Here is a 24,793-nt window from a genome sequence, read left to right on the forward strand (position 1 = left end):
TTCTGACCATGTTCAATACTCCGCTTCCCACTGTTAATGAATTGCCCAGCACTCGCAAACTGCTACGTTCGACTGTTCTTGCAATATTGGTTGCTGCGGGACTTCTGGTAACAGTCGTAATGCCCTCGGAATACGCCATTGATCCGACAGGTGTAGGCCGAACACTGGGCCTTACCCAGATGGGCGAATTGAAGATCATCCTTGCCCAAGAGGCTTTAGCGGACGCAGCTCCGCCGCAAGCATCGGCTCCGGAGCCGGCTCCGCAAATTGCAGCAGTTAAACCCGAAGTGCAACCTGCGGTTCAACCTGTGGCGAAGTCCAATCTAGCCCTGAAAAAAGATCAACTAACCATCACGCTGAAGCCTGGTGAAGGGAAAGAAATCAAGCTGGAAGTGCTGAAAAACAGAACCGTCAACTATGAATGGACAACGGTTGGTGGGCCTGTGAACTACGACACCCATGGCGAGCCCTACAACGGTGAAAAGGGTTACTTCCACAGCTACAACAAGGGCAAGCAGGTCAAAAGTGATAAAGGTGAATTCATCGCTATTTTTGACGGCACCCATGGTTGGTTTTGGCGTAACCGCAGCAACAGCGACGTGACCATCTCACTGAGAACGGCCGGCGATTACTTGAGCATCAAACAGTAATCCGAAGCCGCGATGGCTGTTCTATTGCCGAAAATGCAGCGCTCAGCCTAGATAAAGACCATTTTTCTCATCCATTTTTTGAAGAGTCATTCCATGAAAACCCCAGCAACGCTGATTCGTTCGATGCTCCTGATCTGCTTTCTTGGCCTGATGACCGCATGCGGTGGCGGTGAGAAAGGAACAACATCCGAGAGCGCTGAGCACGGACACTCACACGAGTAACACCCTGAATAAAACAAGGCCGCATTTGCGGCCTTGTTTGTTTCTATATCGCAACCTGCGTACCCAGTTCGATCAGTCGGTTCAGCGGCAAATTAAAGTATTTGAGGTTGCTGTTGACGTTCTTCAGTAAAAAAGTGAACAAGCTTTCTCGCCAACGAGCCATCCCCATACGCTTGATCGGGATAACCGTCACGCGGCTAAAGAAGTAGGTGGAATGCATCGTGCAGAAATCCAGCTCTTTCATGTGTCAGAGACTCAAGGCTGCGGCTACGTCACGCTCCTCGATAAAGCCAAAGTGCAGGCTAACCCGGCAAATCCTTTACCTTAAGCCTAGACCTCAAACCGCCGATCATCTGGCACGCGCGGCCGTCCTCAGACGCCACAGTTAGCAACACCACCTGCTCGTGCAGAACCTGTTTCTGCAATTGATTGTGCGAGAGCCCATGAGGGGCAGCATCAGATCTGGAATAATGGCCGGAACATACCAACAGTTATATCAATACACAAAAAAAGGCGCCACTCGGGCGCCTAAGCCGTCTCCAAAACCAAAGGAGAAACAAAGAGACGGGGGTGTATCTGGTAATGGGGCCTAATGCCGATGGCTAGCGCCCGTTAAAGGAGTTGCAGCGGGTATTCGACAATCAGTCGGACCTCGTCCAAATCAGATTCGAAATCCGTGGCTCGTGTCGTTGCCTGGCGAACACGTAGAGACATGTCCTTCAGAGAACCTGACTGGATGACGTACTTAGCCTCGATGTCTCGTTCCCAACGCTTTTGATCCTGCAGTGGGGCGCCATCCGCTCCACGACGCATGTACACGCTGTTCGCGTTGGAATAGTCCGCATCCCAACCCTTAGCGTAGCGGGTCATGAAGCTGAGACCGGGGATGCCGAAAGCCTGCATATCTAGATCGTAGCGCAGCTGCAAGGATTGCTCTTTCGGTGAGTTGAAATCGCTGTACTGAATAGAGTTATCCAAGAAAATTGAGTCGGATTGGCGAAGGTAGTCAAAGTCGTCGTTACCATTATTGCGCTGGTACCCAACGGTCACGGTGTGCGCTCCGAATTTGACCCCGGTCTTGCCGCTCCAGATGTTGTTATCGAAGCTTCCCAGAAGTTTTTTACCCTCATCAACCGCTCGGTAGTAATTAAAGCCACCGATTAGCGATACGCTGTCTGAGAGCGGATAGCTCAATGTGGTGCCTGCGTAATACTGGTTCCACACATCCTTGAATTGGCTGGTGTAAAGACTCACACCTACGTGCTCATTGACTGTGTAATCGCCCCCTAGATAAGCGATCCACGGAGCATCTACCGCACCAGCGTAGAAAGTCGAAAAGCCGTCACGCATGCCACTGGAATTGGGTTGGCTCATCGCATGCAGTCGACCACCCTGAAGGGTCAGGTCTTTGATGCTGGTATTGGTAAACGTTGCACCACGAAAACTCTCAGGGAGGAGTCGAGAATCGCCATAGGCCACGACAGGCGTCGATGGAAATACGTCCCCTACCTTGACGACTGTATCCAGGAAACGCACTTTTGCGGCCCCGCCTACTTTTGAGTAGGAGTCTTCAGGTTGGCCTTTGCTATTGTGCGGCAAGACATCGACTGAGCTACGAGCTCCCGAGCGACCATCACCTGAATCGAGCTTGAGGCCTTCCATTGCAAACGCGTCAATGCCGAAGCCTACGGTACCTTGAGTAAAGCCTGATTCGAACCGGCCAATGATGCCATGAGCTCATTCGGCTGAGTACCCATTTCCCGTGGGGCTTGACTGGCCCTTTCGATAATCACGATTGAGATAGAGATTCCGATTGAGAATACTAAAGGTGCTCCCCTCAATGAATCCTTCAGGTCTTTGCTCAACAGCCACTGCAACTTGCCCCATGCTCATGCTAAGGGCAATGAAAGAAAGACCATAAATGCTTTTATTGTTCATTTAACACTCCAGGCTTTAGCTTGGCAGAGTTTCTTTATGAAATTTTTTATAATTATAAAAAGCCACCAGCACGTAAGGATTTCTCCTACGTGCCGGCAGACATAATTTCATACAATAGATAACTCCAGCGTGACCTGAAAATTACTTCTGTGTCAGCGAACCGTAAGCAGGCTCAAAACATACCGAACAACCTTGCGCAGTTAGGGCTAACGCTAATTAGCTTCCGTGAGGACAGTTAGTACCCATAACCTTGTATTCCAGGGTGTTGAGCTTGCCCGTCGAATCTTCATAGGTCATGCGCGAAGGGGCTACGTCACAGGTTTTATTGGCTTGAGTGGTACTGATTACCTTCTGGACATCGAGGTTCATTCCATATTCATAATGAACGACTTCAGGTGTCGTCTTTCCGTTTTCTAAGGCGTACTGCTCCATCGCCTTCTGGTTCTCTTGCATCATTCGACCATAAACAGGGTCACCACCTCCTTCAGCCATGGCCAAAGAAGACATCGTCAAGATGGAAGCGGCAAAAAAAACTTTTAGTGATTTCATGATTCTCTCCTAGTGCTCACTTACTTCTGACTAGAGGATAACCAGTGATGCCTTTCAGAAAGCTGCCGCGAATATTACATATGCGTAAGGTGTTCCACAGCACGCGTGAGCTCGACTATTAGAAATTTAACTTATTGGCGGAGTAGGCTGAATACATCAGATAAGCATTAGAGACCAACTCGGGCTCCTCATGAAGTACCCAAGCTTTTTATTAAAGATACATCTCCTCTATATCATATACAGCTGATTGGACTGCTTCAGATGGATGAGCCGTTTGAGCACAGCAAGATGAGACGAAGGGCGTGTTAAAAAAGCGTCATGGGCTGAGAATATTAGGGGCTACGTTGAGCACCGAAAACACCATCGCTGAGATGGTCTTTAACAGCCATACGAAATCGTCCCAGTATTTTATCGCGGCTAGCAGCAAAGCCCCGACGATTGGAAGGAGGGACAACCCCTTCAGCAACCGAAAGGTCCTGGTGAGGGTCCGGCCTTGCTTGTCGACTTGGTCGATGGTGATCCTGAGCAGACCCTGAAGTTTCGGAGGATAGGTTTTTATTTTGTCCTTAAAATCATCGAAGATGACATTGAAGCTGTGCAGCAGGCGCTCCGTTTGCAGCATTTGATTGTGAAGGATCGCAAGCAGAACCACAGAAACCACTGCCAGCCCAAGGACAAGGATAAAACCTTCGAATCGTGAGGTTGTTTTCTCCAGCACGACCAAACCCGCTAGCGATATCGGCAGGGCGAGCATCTTGCCGGCGATGTCGCCCAGCACCCCGCTAAGCTTGGTGCCATAGTCGATTTCAGCTTGGGCCACCTCGCGCCGGGCCCGCTCAAACGAGAAGCTATAGACGTAGGTTTGCAGATTCGCGCGGTATGTGGCGAGGACCTCCCGCCACTCCCGCACGATCACCAAGAACAGATTGGGCTCGCTCTCAAACTTCTCTATGACGCTAGCCACCGCCATCCGAATCATTAATTTTCGTTCGGAGAGGTGTGCCTTATTTTCGTTTTTTCGATTGAGTATTTCTTCCAACAAGCTCAGGTGATTGAGCTCATAGTCAAGTACCTTGGCGTCAACCTGAGTAGGCAACAGAAATGTTCTCGGCGGCTTAGCCCCATCAGGAGGCAAGGCAAAGAAAAGATTAAAACCATCTTGGCTGCTGTCTTTGTCGACACCGATCGCTAGCAGTGCAAGCAGCTCGATCAACCGACATACGCGCCTGAGCGCCTTAATCGTCGGAGGTTCGGTGTCATCACTATCTGCCCAACAGAGCTCAACAATGTACACGTTGCTCGGAAATTGGCCCTTGCCCAATGAGCCATTGCGAGCGACAAACTCGCCTAGGTTCGCGTAGAAACGGCCAGACTCGTTCGATGGCAAGCGAAACTCAATATCGAGAGAGTCTGCTTCTTCAGAGCAATGCTCGAACTTGCCATAGGCTGCGGGCAGGCCATCGCACATTCGCAACGTACCGATAATGTCGGGCGTTGGCATCCCCTCATAGCGGATGACTCCGTCCTCAATGGGGGGCGCTCCAATGGCGCGGTAGAGAGCTACCACATTAGAAAACATTCTTAGCCGACCCTGGCCAGCAGTTCTTTCTCGATCACACCAACCAGTTCGGCAGTCAGATTGGACAGTGTCAAATTTTTCCGTCCCTCATCATAATAAACGTCTGCGGCCGGATCCTTACCTAACGCTCCACGCTCGAATTGCAACGACCAGTTAGCCGCGTCCCCCTTGATACGGGTCTTCTCTTTCAGCGATTTCGCATTGACCGTAAAGTCGTCTGGCACCTTATGTTTCTCACTATTCAAATAGTCTTTCAGTCCAACAATTTCATCCACTAAGTCAGCGGGTACGTGTGCGACAGCGACGTGGCAGATAGCGTCCAAGCGCGCAGACTTGCCTGCTGCCAACTGTTCCTCCAGATACTTGATAACCGCCTCTTTGGCCTTATAACCAAAGCCTTTTAACGTTTTGTTGTCGCGAAAAAACCGTGCAACGTTATCAATGGCATTTTTGGTAGCGCGTCCGGAAGCTACTCCTTTCGCGCATCCCAGTGCAGAGATGAAATAGTCGGATGCCTGACTATCACGGCCCCGGCTGATGAAGCACAGGTAGGTTGAATCCACTTCATCCTCCGCGTCATCCTCATCCTGCTCAGGCGCAGCAGCGGCCGCGGCAGCCATAGCCTTTATGGCCACGAAGCTCGCTAAATTGATCCTGGCGGCCTGCTGAACCTTGTTGAGATCGACCTCTTGAATTTCCTTGGGCACATAGTTCTCGTCCAGCTGTATACCGCCGCGTTCCTTCATGCTGGCGACCAGGAAAAAGTCGGTTGCACCTGCGGTGTACTGAGCGCAAAGGATGTGTCCACCGGTCGATAAGACTTGATTACCTGCTTGCTCCACCAACTGGTCCATTGCCAAGTGGGTCAAGTCGATAAATCGCGCTTCATCATCTTGTACTTCTACGAACGCGGTGAAGCGCTCTGGAAACGGTCCCTGACGGTCATCATCGGCAAACTGGCCGTAGACCACGCTGTTGCCTTCTTTGCCGATGAGGCCGTGGATACCATTGACCAGAAAATGCAACGCGGGATTTTCAGTATCGAGCGCCACATCCTTCTTGACCACCTCGGAGATAAAGCTGGTCTTGGCCAGCTTCTTGAAGCTGTGAATAATGGCAGTTTTCAGCGTAATCATAGGTCGAATTCCGTTCCGATAGTATCAATATGGAATCACTGAAAATAGCACCTTACCCAGCAAACTTCAGGGCTTATCTCGATATCAGATATCACCGAAGGGCTCCAATACCTACCGATCAGTAAGGCTGCACGAACCCAACAACTGTATATGTATACAGCATCATAATCTATGCCATTCATCAGCACGAGGAGCGGAGGGTTGAAGCGCGGATTGGCCGCCGCCAATAACCACGACATCAAATTTCGGATTTTGACTCACCACCATCCCCCCTACGTTTGCTGCGCATCGCTTGCGTGGGTTCAGACTTTACGGCCCAGATCATCAATTACGACCTGTCCGTCCTCTTTGACGAAACTGCCGCGCTGCTCTTGTGAAAGCAGGTCGAGGACAGCCTCTGACGGGCGACAAAGGCGCGCCCCTAAGGGTGTAACGACGATGGGACGATTGATCAGGATGGGATGAGTCATCATGGCGTCAATGAGCTGGTCATCTGCAAGTGACAGATCACCTAACCCAAGCACTTCGTACGGCGTGCCTTTGATACGGAGCAGTGCCCGCACCTCTATACCCATATCCTTGATCAGTCTGATTAGCGTTGTACGATCAGGTGGGGTTTTCAGATACTCAATTACCGTTGGCTCTTCACCGCTGTTGCGGATCAATGCCAAGGTATTACGGGAAGTGCCACATTCCGGGTTGTGATAAATCGTGATCTGACTCATATCGGATGTCTCGCTGTCGAGAGGCTCAAATGGATCGCTGGTTGACGCGTGTGGATAGCTCCTCAGCGGACTCTTTACGCTCGGAGTAACGACCAACCAGGTAATCCTGGCGATCACGCAACAGCAGCGTGAACTTCATTAGTTCTTCCATCACGTCGACCAGGCGGTCGTAGTACGAGGACGGCTTCATCCGGCCCGCCTCATCGAATTCGGTGAATGCCTTAGCTACTGAGGATTGATTTGGGATGGTGAACATCCGCATCCAACGCCCCAGTACCCGCAACTGATTAACTACGTTGAAGGACTGCGAGCCGCCGCAGACTTGCATCACCGCAAGGGTCTTTCCTTGTGTAGGTCGTACAGCACCTATCGCCAGTGGAACCCAATCAATTTGAGCCTTGAAAACCGCACTCATGGAGCCGTGTCGCTCAGGAGAGCACCACACCTGGCCTTCCGACCATTGCATCAGCTTGCGAAGCTCCGCGACTTTGGGGTGCGTCTCGGGTGCATCATCCGGCAGCGGAAGGCCTGATGGGTCGAATATCTTTGTTTCAGCGCCAAACCGTTCCAGAAGACGGGCGGCCTCCTGGGTCACCAACCGGCTGAAGGATCGCTCTCGTGTCGATCCATACAAAAGAAGGATTCGAGGTTTATGGAGTGAAGACGTGCGAGGCGTCAGTTGCTCCAGGGTGGGAATGTCAAGCAGTTCGGCTTGGACATTCGGCAGCGTATCTTGCATACAAACTCCTAGGGATGCGCCAAGCAGGCACAACTTCCATTGCGCTTCAAAGCGAACCGATACGGTTCAGTTCTGCTTTGAGTTGGTCAGGGCTCATGGTTTTCAGCGGCAGCGCAAGAAACGCGCTCACCCGTTCGCGAATTTTGGCGAGAGTGGCTTCAAACGCTGTTGTGATCTCGATCTCCGACCCGATGGCTTCCGACGGATCGGCTAAACCCCAATGGGCCTTCAAGGCTGGCCCGAAAAAGATGGGGCATGCCTCACCCGCGGCCCGGTCACATACGGTTATCACGATGTCTGGTGGAGAGCGTTCGAAAGCATCCGAAGCTTTGCTGCTCAAGCCCGCCGTGGAAATGCCCGCAGCCTCCAGCGTTTGCAATGCCCGTTGGTTCACGCGGCCGCTGGGAAAGCTTCCTGAGCTGATCGCTTCCACACCCTCTGGCGCTAGGTCGTTGAACAGTGCCTCGGAGAGGATGCTGCGGCAGCTGTTGTGGGTACACATGAACAAGACTTTCATCAGTAGATTCCTTGATTCAGAAGCTGAGGCGCAATGCCAAGGCACAGAGGGTGGCGATAAGGATGGGCAAGGTCAGCACGATCCCGGTCTTGAAGTAGTAACCCCAACTGATCGTGATGTCCTTTTTGGCCAGCACGTGAAGCCACAAGAGCGTGGCCAGGCTACCGATGGGGGTGATTTTCGGCCCCAGGTCGCAGCCAATGATGTTGGCGTACACCATTGCTTGATGGATGACGCCATCGACTTCGGCAGCATGAATGGACAAGGCACCGATCAGGACGGTGGGCATGTTGTTCATGATTGAAGACAGAAAGGCTGTGAGCAGCCCCGTACCCAAGGACGCGCCCCAGACACCGTAGTCGGCAAATACATTCAGGATCTGGGCGATATGGTTGGTCAAACCGGCGTTCTTGAGGCCGTAGACGACCAGATACATGCCCAGGGAAAAGATCACCACCTGCCATGGCGCGCCCTTGAGCACCTTGCCGGTGTCGATGGCGTGTCCACGGGCCGCGATGACGTAAAGAATGAATGCGCAGGCAGCCGCAATGGCACTGATCGGCACGCCCAGAGGCTCGACGACAAAGAAACCGACCAGCAGCAGAGCTAGAACCCACCAGCCTGCTATGAACGTCGGGCGATCACGTATCGCCTCTTTAGGATGATGCAACTGAGCAAGTTCGTAAGTCTTGGGCAATTCCTTGCGGAAGAACCACATCAGCATCACCAGCGTAGCCGCAACGCTGACCAGATTCACCGGCACCATGACGGATGCGTATTCGCTGAACCCAATCTTGAAGTAATCCGCAGAGACAATGTTGACCAGATTCGAAACTACCAGAGGCAAACTCGCGGTATCAGCGATAAAACCGGCCGCCATGACGAATGCGAGGGTGGCAGCGGGCGAAAAGCGCAATGCAAATAGCATTGCGATCACGATGGGCGTGAGAATCAATGCCGCACCATCATTAGCAAATAATGCTGATACCGCAGCACCCAGTAGGATGATGAAAGCAAATAGCTTACGAGTGCTGCCTCCGCCCCAGCGTGCGACATGCAATGCTGCCCATTCGAAAAAGCCGGCTTCATCGAGCAGAAGACTGATGATAATCACCGCGATGAACGTTGCGGTGGCATTCCAAACGATGTGCCACACCTCGGGGATATCCCCAAGAGTGACCACTCCAGTCAAGAGCGCGAGTACAGCGCCAAAGGTTGCACTCCAGCCAACACCCAGCCCTTTGGGCTGCCAGATCACCAGGACGATGGTGGCAATAAAGATCAGTACGGCAATCAACATTTCAATCACTCGATTTGGAAGCAGATCAGCCACATACGAGCTGGTTGATAGGACGAGCATTCATGTCGCTTAGCCGTTTGGCTTCGGTATCTAGCCAATCCTGATTCGCATCCACGACGTCCTTCAGAATTGCACTCACCCAACTAGGAAGGCCGGGATTCAGGCGGTAGTAAACCCACTGGCCTTGACGACGATCCATCAGCAGTCCCGCTGAACGAAGCAGCGCCAAGTGGCGAGAAATCTTGGGCTGGCTCTGGTCGAGCGCAGCGGTAAGCTCGCATACGCACAGCTCTCCTTCGCTCACGATGAGCAGTGTGATTTTGGTTCGAGTGTCATCTGCCAAGCACTTGAATAGTGCCGTGGGATTCATGGGCTCTGTCATAGATCCTCCAAGTGTTTTGTCTTGACCAAGACGAAGAGCTTAATGCGCTCATGGATGTCATGAAGTGTGTGGCGAAACGCGTCGGGATGATCGCTGGTGACCGGATCTGCGAAATCCCAAGTGATGACTTCGCCAGCGACGGGCATCCATGCACATTCCCGTGCGGACTTGTCACACAGCGTGATGACGTAATCGAATTTTTCGTCGCGAAGCTCATCAATGGATTTGCTATGCAGTCCGGATGCATCTACGTCGACATTGGCCAGAGCAGCTACAGTACGCGGGTCGACGCTGGTTGGCTCCAAGCCCGCACTGTAAGCGGCAAAACGCGGATCTGTGTGCCGAAGCAATGCTTCTGCTAAATGGGAGCGGGCAGAGTTGGCAACGCAGATGAAAAGCACTTTGATTGGGGCAGACATGGCAACCTCGACACATACGTTGAATCGAATATATGATTTATCGCATATTCGGTAAAGCGTATATTTTTGCGTCGCCGGTCACCAGCGGGTAAGGGCAGCGCTCGTCAGATCGTCGGACGACTTTTCGTCGGAAGACGAGCTGATCACAACGCAAATCAGCTGTAACCAGTACAGCAAGTTCAACAGCAGCATTGGGCCGAATTTTCCAACACTAAGAGGTACCAGGATTGGGCCACAAAGCTCACTTGCTGAATTCTTTTTTGGCTGTTGGGCACAACATGCTAGTGCGACAGATTTCCTGTCGTCAACCAGCGCAGGCTTGTTGACGGTCAGCATCCCCAAGATTATTGTTGCAGCTAACAACGAATTTGTGACGATTATGCCGAAGCGGAAAAAAGACCAGTTGTCCCAGGATGCCGAGGATCTGTACGAGGCGTTGAATCAGCTCGTCCGTGTCTACCAGTTTCGAGATAGAGATCGGATTTGCTGCTACGACGTTTCAGTCACCCAGTGCTACGCGGTCGAAACGCTGGTCAAGAAAGGAGCCATGCGGCTTCAGGTCTTGGCTGAAGAGATGTTTTTAGACAAAAGCACGGCAAGCCGCGTAATCGATGCGCTCGAACGCAAGGGGTATGTGTCACGCGCTGAGGATAACGAAGACCGCCGTGCCGTGAAGATCCAGGCCACGGACGCGGGCAGGGAACTCTACGAAAAAATCAGGGGCGATCTCATTGCCGAAGAGATAACAATGATCGAGAACCTTTCAGCCGAAGCCAGGCAAGGAGCATTAACCTTGCTCAGGCAGATTACACGAGCTACCGAAAAACGCTGCGGCCTCACAAATGAGCGTGGCTCAGATCCAACGCAAGCCTATTGAATCTCCATTTTTTGATTCAAATGTTGTTACTACCAACATAATGGAACCCGATCATGCGTATCCGTCCTGCTGAGCCAGTTGATGCAACCTCGATAGCCACTATTTATAACCAAGGGATTGCGGAACGAAGTTCCACGTTCGAGACCACTCCGCGTAACCCTGATGACATGCTAGAGCGACTTGAGGCTCATGATCGTTATCCCGTTCTGGTGATGCTTGATGAGCACGATAAGGTCATCGGATGGGCGAGCCTTAGTGACTACCGCAATCGCGCGTGCTATGACGGCATCGCTGACTTTTCGATTTACATGAGCCGTGAGGTGCGAGGCCAGGGGCTGGGTAAGAATCTCCTTCAGGCGCTGCTTAAAGAGGCAGAAGCTCGCGGATTTTGGAAAGTCCTTTCTCGCGTGTTCACCTCTAACCGCGCCAGTCTCGCCCTGTGCGAAGCTTGCGGATTCCGCCAAGTCGGGGTTTACGAGAAACATGCATGCCTTGACGGTCGTTGGATCGACTGCGCAATTGTCGAGCGACTCATTCCTACGAATCAAATGCCGTGGCTAACACCAATGGCTGCAACCAAGACTGAATCAAATGGATTAAGCGGCTGTTAGGGTTCTCTATCACACTTAAAACCTTGTCAGTCAGGCTACGTACAGCGAAACAATCAATCACGACCTAACTGGTCAAGTCGAATGCAAATATGTGGTCAAGTCTATGTAATTACGCAGCCCACTGGAGTGGATTGCGCTAGCGACGTAATTCCCCTGCTCATGCTTGAATCGACGTTGAGATAGATACCGATGTCTGCGGACATTGAATACGCGAAATCGACGTATGCGGTATAAGCCCGTGTCTGCGGAAGTCGCTGATATCGTTGCACGTCCAATGCCCGATCAATACGCAATAGGCGTCGGTATTAATAGTGACATCCAACGCGCAGCAATAAGCCTCAGAAATCACCGGATCCAGAGCAACTGCGCCACGCCATAAAAATATCTACTGGAGCTTTGAATTGGACGCGATCATCTCCATGTATGCATTGCCACCCATGGGAATATCATAACCTGGTGGCCCTTCCCATTGCCGCGAGACACCGGTATTTCTAAGCATAACGTCAACCTTAATGCCGTCCTTAACCATGCTGTCTAAATCCCACTCGAAGTGATTTATGAGAGCCTGGCAGGCCACATGAGGCACTGTTGTCAATAATCTCAAGCTGGAGTTGTTTGGGGGTAACTTAAGCCTCGCGATCTCCGACATCGTCCATATAAATCTCCGTAACCTAAAATGCCAAAGAGACTCAAGATGAAGTTCAAGTTGAGCTGACAGCAATGGGAAAGACTTACGAGTCGCACGCTCCCTACTTACTTTTCGCGGCAAAATTGCAAGCATGTTACTGATATTTACTCGCACCTGTTTTTGGGTGATGCGGTACAAGTTCTCAACGCCCTCTATAAGAATAGTTGCGTATTTTTCGTCCTCATCGTTTACCACCGGCTCGACACTACTCTTCTGCATTAAGTTCCCTGTAATTTTACTCAACAACCAGTCCTTATCGTTTTCGTTGAGCCAACGGGTTACTTGATAAGCACTTACCCAAAGATAGTCCATACCAATGCCTGGCTTCACTTCAAGTAGCATTGAGATTTTTTCTCGATAAGCCTTTTTCTTATGTTCTGGCAAAGTTTTCTCTTTAAGACGGACCGTCGGGTTTGCCGAGCTAGCAAGTAGAGACTCTTCTGCCAAGCATTTCTCAAACTTTTCTGCACATCCAAAAAGATGGAGAGATATTAAAAGATGCCTTGCCAACGGCATATCAATTTGACCTCTTGTTGTCGATAGCCTAATCCATTGACTTCGAATTCCAGCTGCGTATGCCAAATCAATTTTCGAAATAATTTCATCGCTGAACTTATCACGAATACTGCTAAATAATTTAGCTGTGCCAATTAGGTTCCCATGAACAAACCCTTGCTTCTTTGCTTGACGCCGATAACAAGCAGCCAAAACCGTATAATCTATCGATGGCAGATTGCGTTGCAGAATATCATTTACAAAAACTGCAAACTCGCGCTCTTCATTTGAGGCGGGTGAGCGGTTCGCAGGTTTAACAGCGTTCCACCCGCAAGCACAATCATCGGTCAACCCCGGTAACAATCGGTTTTTACGATAGAAAGGGTGAGAGCAATTAGGGCAAGATTGAAGAAGTTCTTCACCGTGTCGCCAGCACGCTGTAACGCCCGGTACATGATGAGCTCGGTGCCAATATGCGTAGCCACACTCTATGAGGTCGGCCTGCACACAGGCCAAGCAAATTTTAGCTCTGCTATTCCTCGTACCTTCTCTCCTAGGCACTCGAGCGACATCAGATAAAACCTTGTCTAATTCCCTAGAGGGTTCTTTTGATAGTCCTATAAAAGGTTTGTAGGCTGGGAACGTAGTGTTAATCTCAAGCAACTCAGCCAAGTTGCTTTCTTTAACTCCCGGCAATCGAGAAGCAAGGTTTTCTAATTGCTTTGGTATGATAGATAGTTGGAATGGTGCAACGCCAAAAAGATCACGAAAAGTTTCTGCCTCGGTTTTGTTTCCGGACAAAAAATGGTATCTCGTAATACGAGATAATAGTGTCTCGTCTGGCATTGACATTGGAAAAAACAGAATACTGGACATGAGTAGCCGACTTTCTAGCGTGGGTTCTGGTAGGACGCGAGTCCTGTGGATGGTGTTCTTTTATCACATACCACCGTGTACCCGGGTAAGGATTTTTGAAGATGAACGCCATACAGTAGCGAACAGCCAGCAACTATTTTATAAGAAAACAGCCGTTTTCACGCCATAGTCAAAATGCGATACACCACACATATAAATACGTTAACTGCACGCCTCGTCAAAATTCACACATCGAATCTACGTACAGCTCAAATATGGAGGCTTGTGTCGACGGCGTTACAGAGCAATATTCATACGCGGATCAGGGTGCATTCACTCATATTTGGAATTTTCTGAGACACGCTGTTCGATACAGCGCTGATTGAGTAATTGGTTTGCCGTCAAGTTTTAGCTTCCACTCGGCCCAGCTCAGGCGCCGCCGATGGAATGCATCAAGGGTTTCGCATTCGGCTGCCAGTGCAGCCGCACAGTGCGGCAGCTTGTTGAGCTGCTTTTCAAACCTAGATAACACATGAAGCTCTCTGCCTATTTTTGTCCGTGAGATACGGACAGGTTTACCTGGAAGCGCTCGTAACATTTCAGCGCATTGAACCACTTCGTTGGCAAGGTTGAGGTCGAGGTCTTTGAATCTATCTGCCTGCTGTCCGCGCGGTCTGTGGGCTTTACCTGGCTCTTGTGTACGCTCGGACAGCCATTGCCGATCGTTTCGATGAAGCCACACATAATCTCGACACTCATGAGCTAGGCGAGCTCTGTAATCCCCCTCAAATCGATTCCTCCTATCACCCAGCTGTTTCGAAAGCCTCGCCTCTTTCCATCGGTCAGGTCCATCCGAAATCGCGCGTATCATTCGGTAGACGCATGTAACCGAGTTCCTTGTTACTGACGCCATGGTCTTCGCGTCAGCCCCCGAGAGCGCCAGCCTCCAGATCGTTTCAGATGCCTCACTCATATACTCATTGGTGCTTGAGCGATCGGTTGGAGATCCGTTGGCAGCTCGTCCACCAGGCGTTTCGGTATTGGCTGTTCGATTAAGCGACTCGGTAATAGGCCCGTTCTGCCGCAGTATCCTTTCCATGTCGACCTTCAGCGCGCAGGCCAGCAGGATGAATTTCAGCGGATGATGGGTGCCCCTCGGCTTACGCAAAAGCTTCACAACCCAGGCCGCCGGTATATACGCAGACGATTTGCTCAGTATCGAGTACTCCCCTGAGGATGGGAGAACCTCAAAGAACGCAGACATGTGCCGCGCCAATCTACCTAAGTGCAGCCGACCAGTGTCGGAAGCCATTTCCAAGGTGGTAGCACCATCCAAAAACACTGAGCGAATCGCATCAGGACATAAAGGAGGAACATCGATCTCAAGCACCTGCATCGAACGATGTGCTATTTCGTGAAGAGCACTTTGTAGATTTTGAGGGATGTCTAACGGAATGGAGTGAGACTGAACGTCCTCATCGTCCGGTAAATGCATTCTTCGAGAGTTTCTGCTCAACCAGCGGTAATCAAGGAACCTCAACGGGGTTCCATGGTGGGGACAGATCAAAACGCCTGGAAGCTGATGCACACGGTGCCAGTACGCTGCTCCCACACAGGCCATGTCCTGTTGGACACAGTCGAAGCAAAATCGCACTCTCGAAGCAAACTCGAGTCGGCTCGCGATTAACCCCAACCTTAGCATTAACCCCTTGCCGTTTCCCGCCATCAAGATATTGGCGTCGTCCACCTGTTGCGGGGTCAAAAAAGGTTCGTAGTAGGGCAGTTGCGTATGGCGCTTTATAACAGCGGCTAGCGATAAGCCTGTATCACACGGCAGCGCCTCGACAAGCTCAGCTAATCGACATGGAAAAGCAACGTTCTGCGAAAAGCATTTCGCGGACTGCGCTCCATCGAAAACTGCTGCGCAACTGCGTACGCCACAGAGCCGGGCGTATCTTGAGAGAACGCTGTGAAGCGTCTCATCGTGGAAAACGGCCGGAAAGAAATGGAATTTGAGCCCCATTTCGTCACCCTTAATTCACCCCTTCCGATACAACGGAGAAAACTCAAAGAGATCACTGCTTATCCAACCGGCGCTCTTCAACGCCTCAATGGAGTCTTCACTTTCACTTAGCGCCTGTGCCTCTGAGGTCTCAACCGCCACCGCCGCAGGTGACTGCGATTTGACTTGGTTAACGGCCGCCACATTAGGTTTGGTAGCACTATTGTCGCTGCGACTGATGACACTGCGCAGCAATGCCAGTCGCTCCGGCCGAGCCACACCATCGAACGCCATCATGTCGCTTAGTTGGTCTTCAATCGGAAGCAAATCATCGAACTGCCGCATCCGTTTCGGATCTCGGCTTCGCAGAGCGGACAAAGCTGGCTTCAATATCTGCATCTTGGTGTTGCTCACCAACGCAATTGTCTCGGCGGTAACGCATTCCGAACCACTCTGGATCGCATACCTTTGACTGAGCACCAAAAGCTTCACCAAAAAGTCGGTGACCCCTTGTGTATGCTCATACAGCGCATCAAACACATCCTCTGTCAGTTCGACCGGCTGCTGGTACCACTGATAGCTCCAGAGGTTTTCAACAAGCATGCGCCACTCGTCATCGTCCTTCTCAAAACGTTTAAATTCGAGTACCCCGACGCCGCAGCAACGCCTTGCGTTGCGCATGACGTCCGAAAATAGGCTGATCATCGAATTTGTCCCGATGAACACCACAGGAATGCCGATGTTGTTCACTAGATGGAGGAAGAAATTCAGCATGTTGTCCTTGCCCCCAGTTTTTGCAAGGTGCAGGTTCTGAAGTTCGTCGATCAGCAAAGCTCCGATGAAAAATGTACTCGCAACCTGTTCCATTTGTTGCAACGAGTCATTGATGTTCCGAGCCCGATACCGCTTGTAGTAATCCTCATCACCTAAAGCTCGCCCGACCGCATAGAAAAATTGCTGACAGAAGCCTGCCAGCGACCCATCTCGGGGACAGTCAAGCTTGAGCCAGGTGATCTGGGTATGAACGAACTGCTTTCCTTCATAACGCTCGTGGCGAATCGTTTGAGGGTAGAGACTCAAAATGGCTTCGAGTGCGGTGGACTTTCCAATGCCACTAAGGCCAACCAGACTGAACGTTTCGGCAGTGGACTTGAATCCATCGTGGTAGCGCTGTGCGCCCGAAAGTGAGTGAAGATGTCTGACAGTGTCTGGAGAGGTCGGGTTGCGTCCGACGTACCCACGTCGTACCAGCAATGAAAATACGGACTCCAGATCCATGTGGACCAACAAAGGCTGGACCACCGTTCTCAACCGGTCGATGCAGTGAACCCGAGTCGATCGGTCGAGGGTCAGCTCTTCTGGATCAACAGGACGGGGGAAGTTCGAGATTAGTTGCATTGCCACCTCTTCTGAGAAGATCGGTGGCAGCGCTTCGATGAGTGGATTTCCCGCGTAGTCCGCTATCGCCTGCTTCGTGTAGCTTGCGAAAACTTGGGCGCCTTTCATGAGTTTTGTCCTGGGCGGAGGCGTTTGAGCATATCGATAACCTGAGCGCTGCGAGGGCCGGCAAAGTTTTCTGAGCGATCTTGGGAGATCTCTGTCTTGAGCACAGGCGATTCAATCCTCACACCCTCTGGCACATGGGCGGTCTCACGCTCCTTGAGGCGCTCAACGGCGCGATTCTCACGAATATTTCCAATCATCTCAGCTTTGGTCGCAGGCGCTGGCTCATCATTTCGCTCAGCGATCGCACCGCTGACGACTTGATTAACTTCCTCCAGCAGCGAAATCCGACTCTCCAACTCAGCGCGTTTATGAGTCGGTGGAGTCTGGCGGTAAGCTTCGAGCAGATCGAAAATCTCATCGGATCGATAACCTGCATACTTGCTATCAGACTTACGCAAATCGCAACGGATGAACTGTTTGTTGTCTCCCCGAATCCAAATATGTGCTGAGGAATTTGGGTCATACCAACACTCTATCGACCAAACCCCGCGGCTACGGGCCTTCGCAAACCAGTTGTTCTCGATCGCTACATCACAGACATAGTGCATCCCTCGGAATAGCACACCACCCTTTTGCACCGTCGCTTGCTCGCGCGGAAGCAAATGGAGATAGACCAGCTCGTCGGGATGATTGTTTGGTTCGACATGACCATTTTCTAATGCCCAAGTCCAGATACCTGACGGCGTCGGATCGACACCGTCGTTCATCATCTCTTGAGTGAGCCTGTCGGGCTGCCTGTTGAAGCGGTTATAGTGAAGGACACACTGGATGATAATCTTGGTGAACTCTTTAATGCTCAGCGTTGCATCGAGTCGGTAATCTCGCTCGCCACGTTCCTTCTCCCTAGCAGCTACACCACCAGGAAGCCACCTGATGCCTGTCAGGTTGTTCAGGATACCGAACCGGCTCTCAACCATCGACTTCCAGTCAGGGCGGTAAGGCGGAGCGATTCCCAGCTCGATATTCAGGCCAGTGGCAAGACCCTCAGCTGCTTTCCCCAACATCTCGCCTCGATCAGCGTAGATGTGATGTGGGAGGTGATGACAGGCCCATTCCTCTGAATCGATTGTGACCCCATTGGTAGCGCAAAACTCAACCTTCGAAGTGAAAGCGTTGAAAAGCGCTTGCCTGGCTCCGTTCCAACTCGGGCCCTCTAATCCGATGTAGAGACCGACGATCATGCCGGAAAAGCTATCAATGACGACGTACACAACCGGCCGTCCAATGAGCATTCGCCTGGAGTATCCGTTCACGAGATAAATGTCCGCAATGGTGGCATCGATCTCAAACTGATGGCAGGGGCCACGAAGCCAGTCACGGACGGTTCCAGAAAGGGGGCGGCAATCTTTTAGCCACTTACGCATTCCCTTACGGCCACGTTCAGTTTCAACCTCGTCGAAATATTGCTTTCCCCAATAATCGAACTGTCTAAAGGAAGGAATTTCCGATTCGGGTAGCAAACGACCGCCTGATTCTGGATTTTTCGACAGGTCTTTCGCGGTATAGAACCTCCTGAGCATCTCAACATAGGCGTTGGTTATCGTAGAAGTCTTATCCCCGACAAATAACGAGTAGCCGATACGGATACAGCGCTTATCCACGGCATCGATAACCTTGGTCGGTGAAACGGCAATACCTTGATACCTTGGCTTCCTACCTGGGGGCTTTGCGGGATCATACTTGCGCTCAGGAACTCCGACGCTCGCATAGTTTTTCAAGAGCGCATTTCGAACTTGGCCATTGATCCAGTAACGGTACAGAAGTCGATAGATGCTCTTGCGCTGTATACCGAGCTCAACAGCTCTAGCGCCGACCATTTGACCCATCTCACCAGGAGCGAATATCTGACCTGGATAATCTGAGTCGATCAGGGGTGCGATGATGTTCCACTTTTCATCCCTTTCCCGCTTCTTTTTCTCATCCAAGTCATCCTCTAACACTAAGAGAAACTCAGGCGTAACGACCTTGGCTAGCTTCGTATCACCTGCAATGACGGATCCGCGAAGCTCCTCCAGGCCTAAACCAATCGGTTGGCGGGGCGGATCCGTTAATTGGATCAAAACGACCGCATCGTATCGCTCATTGAGGTACAAGACCCTAACGAAGCCCGGCACGACGGAAAACTCAGTAAGCGGTTCGAAACAATCATTGACTTGGACTTTCATGATAGGCCCTCCGCCGTCAGTGAAATTTTCATTGGTTTCTCAATGATTTCAAATGTTGATAGTGGTGCAGTCATTTGAATGGGAGTACCAACCAAATCTACCTTGATCGACTTAGCCCATATCAGGTGATGATATAAAGCCCGAGAGTCTTGATAGGAGATAAATAAACGTGCGGCAATCTTTCGCAGAGATTCAGCAGTACTCCACGGGTAGGGACGACAGCTCGCTAAGTGCCCCAGAAAATCTGTGTGTAATGATGGCTCTGCCAAGGCGCGCGGCAGTTGAGCGAACTTCCTGAGTAAGCCTAAATTCTTGATCAAATCGGGGCTGAACATTTCTTCAGTGACAATAGCCCAGTCAACGTGTTGGCCAGCCCAGAATCGCTTTTCGATCTCAAATTTTTCCAACGTTCTCCTGGCTTGTTTGCCTTCGAGGTCGCCGCGGTATTTGATTGTTCTGGCTACAGACTTAAAGCTGCCGTCGGGCTTTTTTATCGTTAATAAAAAATCCGTGGTCATAACGTAAGGAAGCACTGTCTTCGGATACTTTGGGTATCGCACTCCCATAGAGCTCGCGATTGCTTGAGCACTTTCTCGCGGTAGCAATGGATACTGCTCGCGTATATCCACAACATTTTCCGAAAATTCACATACCAAAAAATAGGCGCGTTCTAGGTCAGAAAAGAGGTGGTGGAGACGATCGATCTTCACACCTTGGATCTTGTGGGAGCGTCCTCTGGAGGGCACATCTTGGACGCGCAGCCACGGCAGATAACTGGCACCAGCTCCGCTACCGAATCCATTCGAAATATGCCGCTGAATATCTGTCTCAGACGAAAACCTACGACCGCGCAATGCTACCTCCTTCGTCCGCCGGGACCGCCTCTCCTCGCCCTGAAAAATAGTTATAGGAAAAAATCGCCCACCACCTGTTCATGGTACAGCCCTCTTTAGCCTACTCCCGGAGCGGAACGAAGCGGAGAATCTAGACCGATGGCTCAGCCCAAAAATGGAAACCCCCGTAGATACGGGGGTTTCGGCCTTGTGTCAATCTATGTTGTGTCGTGTCAATCTTTATTGTTTTGTGTCAATCTTTATTGTTAGAAACCAGGTTGGGCCTCCAGGGTAAAGCGGATTACTCCACCGTCACCGACTTCGCCAGGTTACGTGGCTGGTCAACGTCGGTGCCCTTGAGCACCGCGACGTAGTACGACAGCAGTTGCAGCGGGATGGTGTAGAGGATCGGCGACAGGGTGTCGTGGATATGCGGCATGTTGATGACGTGGGTGCCTTCGCCGTTGGTCATGCCGGCTTTTTCGTCGGCGAAGACGATCAATTGGCCGCCACGGGCGCGGACTTCCTGCAGGTTGGACTTGAGCTTCTCCAGCAGTTCGTTGTTTGGCGCCACGGTGACCACCGGCATGTCGTCGTCCACCAGCGCCAATGGGCCGTGTTTCAACTCGCCGGCCGGATAAGCTTCGGCGTGGATATAGGAGATTTCCTTGAGCTTCAGGGAGCCTTCCATCGCTACCGGGTACTGGGCGCCACGACCCAGGAACAGGGTGTGATTCTTGTCGGCAAACAGCTCGGCAACTTTTTCTACCGTGCTGTCCATGGCCAGGGCTTCGCCCAGGCGCGTCGGCAGGCGGCGCAGTTCTTCTACCAGGGTGGCTTCGACACCGGCGGCCAATGTGCCACGTACCTGACCCAGGGACAGGGTCAGCAGCAGCAGGCCCACCAGTTGGGTGGTGAACGCCTTGGTGGAGGCGACGCCGATTTCGCGACCGGCTTGGGTCAGCAGGGTCAGGTCGGACTCACGCACCAGGGAGCTGATGCTGACGTTGCAAATCGCCAGGCTGGCGAGGAAGCCCAGTTCCTTGGCGTTACGCAGGGCAGCCAGGGTATCGGCGGTTTCACCGGACTGGGAGATGGTCACGAACAGGCTGTCGGGCTGCACCACCACCTTGCGGTAGCGGAACTCGCTGGCGACTTCGACCTGGCAAGGGATGCCGGCCAGTTCTTCCAACCAGTAACGCGCAACCATACCGGCGTGGTAGCTGGTGCCGCAGGCGACGATCTGGACATTGCGTACTTTGGCAAACAGCTCGGCGGCCTGCGGGCCAAAGGCGTTGACCAGCACTTGCTTGTCGCCCAGGCGACCTTCCAGGGTGCGTTGCACCACGGCGGGCTGCTCGTGGATTTCCTTGAGCATGAAGTGGCGGAACTCGCCTTTGTCGGCGGCTTCGGCACCATCGCGGTATTGCACGGCTTCGCGCTCGACGGATTGACCGTTGACGTCCCAGATCTGCACGCTTTCACGGCGGATGTCGGCAATATCGCCTTCTTCCAGGTACATGAAACGGTCGGTGACCTGGCGCAGGGCCAGTTGGTCGGAGGCGAGGAAGTTCTCGCCCAGGCCCAGGCCGATCACCAGCGGGCTGCCGCTGCGGGCGGCGACCAGGCGGTCGGGCTGGCTGGCACTGATCACCGCCAGGCCGTAGGCGCCGTGCAGCTCCTTGACGGTGGCCTTGAGGGCGACAGTCAGGTCACCGAGATCCTTGAGCTTGTGGTTCAGCAGGTGGGCAATGACTTCGGTGTCGGTGTCCGAGGTGAACACGTAGCCCAGGCCCTTGAGTTGTTCGCGCAGCACTTCGTGGTTTTCGATGATGCCGTTATGCACCACCGCCAGGTCACCGGAGAAATGCGGGTGGGCGTTGCGTTCGCACGGCGCACCGTGGGTAGCCCAACGGGTGTGGGCAATGCCCAGGCGGCCGACCAGCGGCTCACCGAGCAACGCCTGCTCCAGCTCGCTGACCTTGCCTGGGCGACGCATGCGTTCGAGCTTGCCGGCGTTGGTGAAAACAGCTACACCGGCGCTGTCATAGCCACGGTATTCCAGGCGCTTGAGGCCTTCGAGCAAGATGGCGGTGACGTTGCGTTCAGCGACTGCGCCTACAATTCCACACATGGTGTTTCTCCTAGATGATTGCCGCGCATATCAGCGTAATGCCGCGGGCTTGGATCTGGTCGCGGGCCTCGAGCGGCAGGCGATCATCGGTAATAAGGGTATGGACGCTGCTCCAGGGCAGTTCCAGGTTGGGAATCTTGCGGCCGATCTTGTCGGATTCGACCATCACCACCACTTCCCGGGCGACTTCGGCCATCACGCGGCTCAGGCCCAGCAATTCATTAAAGGTGGTGGTACCGCGCTGCAGATCGATGCCGTCGGCACCGATGAACAGTTGATCAAAGTCGTAGGACCGCAACACCTGCTCGGCGACTTGCCCCTGGAACGAGTCCGAATGGGGGTCCCAGGTGCCGCCGGTCATCAACAGCACCGGCTCGTGTTCCAGTTCGCTCAAGGCGCTGGCCACGTGCAGGGAGTTGGTCATCACCACCAGGCCGGGCTGATGGCCCAGTTCGGGGATCATGGCGGCGGTGGTGCTGCCGCTGTCGATGATGATGCGGGCGTGTTCGCGCAGACGCATCACGGCGGCACGGGCGATAGCGCGCTTGTAGGCCGAGATGGGCTGGGCCGGATCACCGACCAGTTCCTGGGGCATGGTGATTGCGCCGCCGTAGCGACGCAGCAACAGGCCGTTGCTTTCGAGGGCGGCCAGGTCCTTGCGGATGGTCACTTCCGAGGTTTCGAAACGCTTGGCCAGTTCGTCCACGCTGACTTCGCCCTGTTCATTGAGCAACGTCAGGATGTTGTGGCGTCGTTGGGGTGTATTTCGTTTCGACATGGTAATGATAAGTTTCGTTTCGAAAGATAACGAAGGTAATCAAAACCTATTGGCAAGATATCGTCAAGCGTCGGGAACAGATTTTTCGAACAACACACGACAAATGTGGGAGGGGGCTTGCCCCGATTGCGGTAGATCAGTCGACTAAAACATCGACTGAAAATCCGCCATCGGAGGCAAGCCCCCTCCCACATTTGGATAGCACTGCTGATGAGGCTGTGGATAACTCAGGTCTTTTTGATTTTGACCGGACGCTTCCATCCGTCAATGTTGCGTTGGCGGGCGCGGGCTACGGCCAGTTGGGACTTATCCACATCCTGATTGATGGTGGAACCGGCAGCGGTGTTCGAGCCATCTCCGATGGTTACAGGTGCAACCAACGAATTATTGGAGCCTATAAACACATCCTCACCAATAGTCGTCTGATACTTGTTGGCACCGTCGTAGTTGCAGGTGATGGTGCCAGCGCCGATGTTGGTCCGCGCACCGATCACCGCATCGCCCAGGTACGTTAAGTGGCCGGCCTTGGCGCCTTCGCCCAGATGGGCATTTTTCAATTCGACAAAGTTACCCACATGGGCCTTGGCTCCCAACACGCTGCCCGGACGCAACCGTGCAAACGGACCCGCATCACTGCCCTCGCCCATCACGGCACCGTCGATATGACTATTGGCCTTGATCACCACGCCTTTGCGCAGGGTGCTGTCCTTGATCACGCAGTTCGGGCCGATCACCACGTCGTCTTCGATGATCACGCGGCCTTCGAGGATGACGTTGATATCGATCAGCACGTCGCGGCCCACGGTGACTTCACCACGTACATCAAAACGCGCCGGGTCGCGCAGGGTCACGCCCTGGGCCATCAGGCGGCGGCCTTCACGCAGTTGGTAGTGACGTTCGAGCTCTGCAAGCTGCTTGCGGTCGTTGGCGCCTTGCACTTCCATAGGGTCGTGGGGCTGCTCGGTGGCGACCAGCAGGCCATCGCTGACAGCCATTTCGATCACGTCAGTGAGGTAGTACTCGCCCTGGGCGTTGTTGTTGGACAAACGGCTCATCCAATCCGCAAGCTTATTGGCAGGGACCGCAAGAATACCGGTGTTGCCTTCGGTAATGGCGCGCTGGGCTTCGCTGGCGTCCTTGTGCTCGACGATGGCCGCGACCTTCCCGTCAGTGTTACGCACGATGCGCCCGTAGCCGGTAGGGTCATCCAGCTCTACGGTGAGCAGGCCCATCTGGCCAGGTACTACATGCTTGAGCAGGCGTTGCAGGGTTTCGACTTCGATCAGCGGCACATCGCCGTAGAGGATCAGCACGGTGTCGGCTGTGATGAACGGCACGGCTTGGGCGGTGGCGTGACCGGTCCCCAGTTGCTTGTCTTGCAGAACGAAATTCAGGTCATCCGCGGCCAGGCGCTCACGCACCACATCAGCACCATGGCCGATCACCACGTGGATACGTTGTGGGTCCAACTGCCGGGCACTGTGGATAACATGCCCGAGCATGGAGTTACCCGCGACGGGGTGCAGCACCTTGGGCAATGCCGAACGCATGCGGGTGCCCTGGCCTGCGGCGAGAATGACGATTTCAAGAGACATGAATGGCTACCAATCCTGGGCGGTCCGGCTTCAGACCAGAGAAGTGTTTTGCTAAAAAAGAAAAAGGGTAGCCGAGGCTACCCTTTTTAATCAATCGC

Annotated in this window: 20 protein-coding genes and 3 pseudogenes; 3 read left to right on the forward strand and 20 right to left on the reverse strand. The window is 52.8% G+C overall.

Annotation, left to right across the window (positions count from 1 at the left end; all coding sequences use genetic code 11):
* Positions 1–8: 8 nt before the first annotated feature.
* The gene (locus tag ACODSV_RS14580) at positions 9–650 is read left to right on the forward strand and encodes a hypothetical protein (RefSeq protein ID WP_032901570.1); all 642 of its coding nucleotides are present in this window, start codon (positions 9–11) and stop codon (positions 648–650) included.
* Positions 651–915: 265 nt separating this feature from the next.
* On the opposite strand, the pseudogene ACODSV_RS14585 reads toward ACODSV_RS14580, so the two are convergent.
* The 11 genes and pseudogenes from ACODSV_RS14585 to ACODSV_RS14635 form a co-directional block, all read right to left on the reverse strand.
* A pseudogene (locus ACODSV_RS14585) lies at positions 916–1,339 on the reverse strand (KUP/HAK/KT family potassium transporter); the annotation flags it as partial.
* Between the two features lie 145 nt (positions 1,340–1,484).
* Positions 1,485–2,810 (reverse strand): annotated as a pseudogene (locus ACODSV_RS14590) (OprD family porin).
* A gap of 216 nt (positions 2,811–3,026) precedes the next feature.
* Positions 3,027–3,359 carry a DUF2790 domain-containing protein gene (locus ACODSV_RS14595; protein WP_032901564.1) on the reverse strand — a complete coding sequence of 111 codons (333 nt, stop codon included), beginning with the start codon at positions 3,357–3,359 and terminating at the stop codon, positions 3,027–3,029.
* Positions 3,360–3,675: 316 nt separating this feature from the next.
* Entirely contained in the window at positions 3,676–4,938 is a 1,263-nt protein-coding gene (locus tag ACODSV_RS14600) for a hypothetical protein (RefSeq protein ID WP_032901563.1), read from the reverse strand.
* A gap of 2 nt (positions 4,939–4,940) precedes the next feature.
* Positions 4,941–6,074, reverse strand: a complete 1,134-nt coding sequence (locus ACODSV_RS14605; RefSeq protein WP_032901562.1) for a nucleoid-associated protein — start codon at positions 6,072–6,074, stop codon at positions 4,941–4,943.
* Between the two features lie 302 nt (positions 6,075–6,376).
* Positions 6,377–6,799 carry an arsenate reductase (glutaredoxin) gene (arsC, locus tag ACODSV_RS14610; RefSeq protein WP_032901560.1) on the reverse strand — a complete coding sequence of 141 codons (423 nt, stop codon included), beginning with the start codon at positions 6,797–6,799 and terminating at the stop codon, positions 6,377–6,379.
* A gap of 25 nt (positions 6,800–6,824) precedes the next feature.
* Positions 6,825–7,538 (reverse strand): arsenical resistance protein ArsH, encoded by a 714-nt coding sequence (arsH, locus tag ACODSV_RS14615; RefSeq protein ID WP_032901559.1) that lies wholly within the window; start codon positions 7,536–7,538, stop codon positions 6,825–6,827.
* A 46-nt stretch (positions 7,539–7,584) separates the two neighbouring features.
* Positions 7,585–8,055, reverse strand: coding sequence for an arsenate reductase ArsC (locus ACODSV_RS14620; protein WP_032901558.1), 471 nt, complete (start codon positions 8,053–8,055; stop codon positions 7,585–7,587).
* 16 nt (positions 8,056–8,071) lie between these two features.
* A complete protein-coding gene (locus ACODSV_RS14625; RefSeq protein ID WP_032901557.1) occupies positions 8,072–9,355 on the reverse strand; it encodes an arsenic transporter in 1,284 nt (427 codons plus the stop codon).
* A 25-nt stretch (positions 9,356–9,380) separates the two neighbouring features.
* Positions 9,381–9,737 carry a metalloregulator ArsR/SmtB family transcription factor gene (locus tag ACODSV_RS14630; protein ID WP_032901556.1) on the reverse strand — a complete coding sequence of 119 codons (357 nt, stop codon included), beginning with the start codon at positions 9,735–9,737 and terminating at the stop codon, positions 9,381–9,383.
* Positions 9,734–10,156, reverse strand: coding sequence for an arsenate reductase ArsC (locus ACODSV_RS14635; RefSeq protein WP_080761505.1), 423 nt, complete (start codon positions 10,154–10,156; stop codon positions 9,734–9,736). The genes ACODSV_RS14630 and ACODSV_RS14635 overlap by 4 nt, the downstream gene beginning before the upstream one ends.
* A gap of 379 nt (positions 10,157–10,535) precedes the next feature.
* Here ACODSV_RS14635 and ACODSV_RS14640 point away from each other — a divergent pair, with 379 nt between their 5' ends.
* Together ACODSV_RS14640 and ACODSV_RS14645 are read left to right on the forward strand one after the other, a co-directional pair.
* Entirely contained in the window at positions 10,536–11,033 is a 498-nt protein-coding gene (locus tag ACODSV_RS14640; RefSeq protein ID WP_032901576.1) for a MarR family winged helix-turn-helix transcriptional regulator, read from the forward strand.
* A 53-nt stretch (positions 11,034–11,086) separates the two neighbouring features.
* Complete coding sequence (locus ACODSV_RS14645; protein ID WP_019334872.1) at positions 11,087–11,644, forward strand: arsinothricin resistance N-acetyltransferase ArsN1 family A; 558 nt, start codon at positions 11,087–11,089, stop codon at positions 11,642–11,644.
* A gap of 385 nt (positions 11,645–12,029) precedes the next feature.
* Here ACODSV_RS14645 and ACODSV_RS14650 read toward each other — a convergent pair whose 3' ends face one another.
* The 9 genes and pseudogenes from ACODSV_RS14650 to glmU all read right to left on the reverse strand — a co-directional run bounded on the left by ACODSV_RS14650 (position 12,030) and on the right by glmU (position 24,695).
* On the reverse strand, positions 12,030–13,703 hold the full coding sequence (locus ACODSV_RS14650; protein ID WP_080761506.1) for a TniQ family protein: 1,674 nt from the start codon (positions 13,701–13,703) through the stop codon (positions 12,030–12,032).
* A gap of 316 nt (positions 13,704–14,019) precedes the next feature.
* Complete coding sequence (locus ACODSV_RS14655; protein ID WP_317845838.1) at positions 14,020–15,177, reverse strand: TnsD family Tn7-like transposition protein; 1,158 nt, start codon at positions 15,175–15,177, stop codon at positions 14,020–14,022.
* 54 nt (positions 15,178–15,231) lie between these two features.
* Positions 15,232–15,705: pseudogene (locus ACODSV_RS14660) on the reverse strand (TniQ family protein); the annotation flags it as partial.
* Positions 15,706–15,720: 15 nt separating this feature from the next.
* The gene (locus ACODSV_RS14665; protein WP_032857199.1) at positions 15,721–17,190 is read right to left on the reverse strand and encodes an ATP-binding protein; all 1,470 of its coding nucleotides are present in this window, start codon (positions 17,188–17,190) and stop codon (positions 15,721–15,723) included.
* Positions 17,187–19,355 carry a Mu transposase C-terminal domain-containing protein gene (locus ACODSV_RS14670; RefSeq protein ID WP_032901510.1) on the reverse strand — a complete coding sequence of 723 codons (2,169 nt, stop codon included), beginning with the start codon at positions 19,353–19,355 and terminating at the stop codon, positions 17,187–17,189. The genes ACODSV_RS14665 and ACODSV_RS14670 overlap by 4 nt, the downstream gene beginning before the upstream one ends.
* Positions 19,352–20,209: a TnsA endonuclease N-terminal domain-containing protein gene (locus ACODSV_RS14675; protein ID WP_032901514.1), complete on the reverse strand. Its 858-nt coding sequence runs from the start codon at positions 20,207–20,209 to the stop codon at positions 19,352–19,354. Before ACODSV_RS14675 ends, ACODSV_RS14670 begins: the two co-directional genes overlap by 4 nt.
* A 280-nt stretch (positions 20,210–20,489) precedes the next feature.
* Entirely contained in the window at positions 20,490–22,322 is a 1,833-nt protein-coding gene (glmS, locus tag ACODSV_RS14680) for a glutamine--fructose-6-phosphate transaminase (isomerizing) (protein ID WP_024078248.1), read from the reverse strand.
* A gap of 10 nt (positions 22,323–22,332) precedes the next feature.
* Positions 22,333–23,100: a DeoR/GlpR family DNA-binding transcription regulator gene (locus ACODSV_RS14685; protein WP_024078249.1), complete on the reverse strand. Its 768-nt coding sequence runs from the start codon at positions 23,098–23,100 to the stop codon at positions 22,333–22,335.
* A gap of 227 nt (positions 23,101–23,327) precedes the next feature.
* A complete protein-coding gene (gene glmU / locus ACODSV_RS14690; RefSeq protein ID WP_024078250.1) occupies positions 23,328–24,695 on the reverse strand; it encodes a bifunctional UDP-N-acetylglucosamine diphosphorylase/glucosamine-1-phosphate N-acetyltransferase GlmU in 1,368 nt (455 codons plus the stop codon).
* Between the last annotated feature and the right edge of the window lie 98 nt (positions 24,696–24,793).

The sequence above is a fragment of the Pseudomonas sp. FG86 genome (assembly GCF_057808775.1).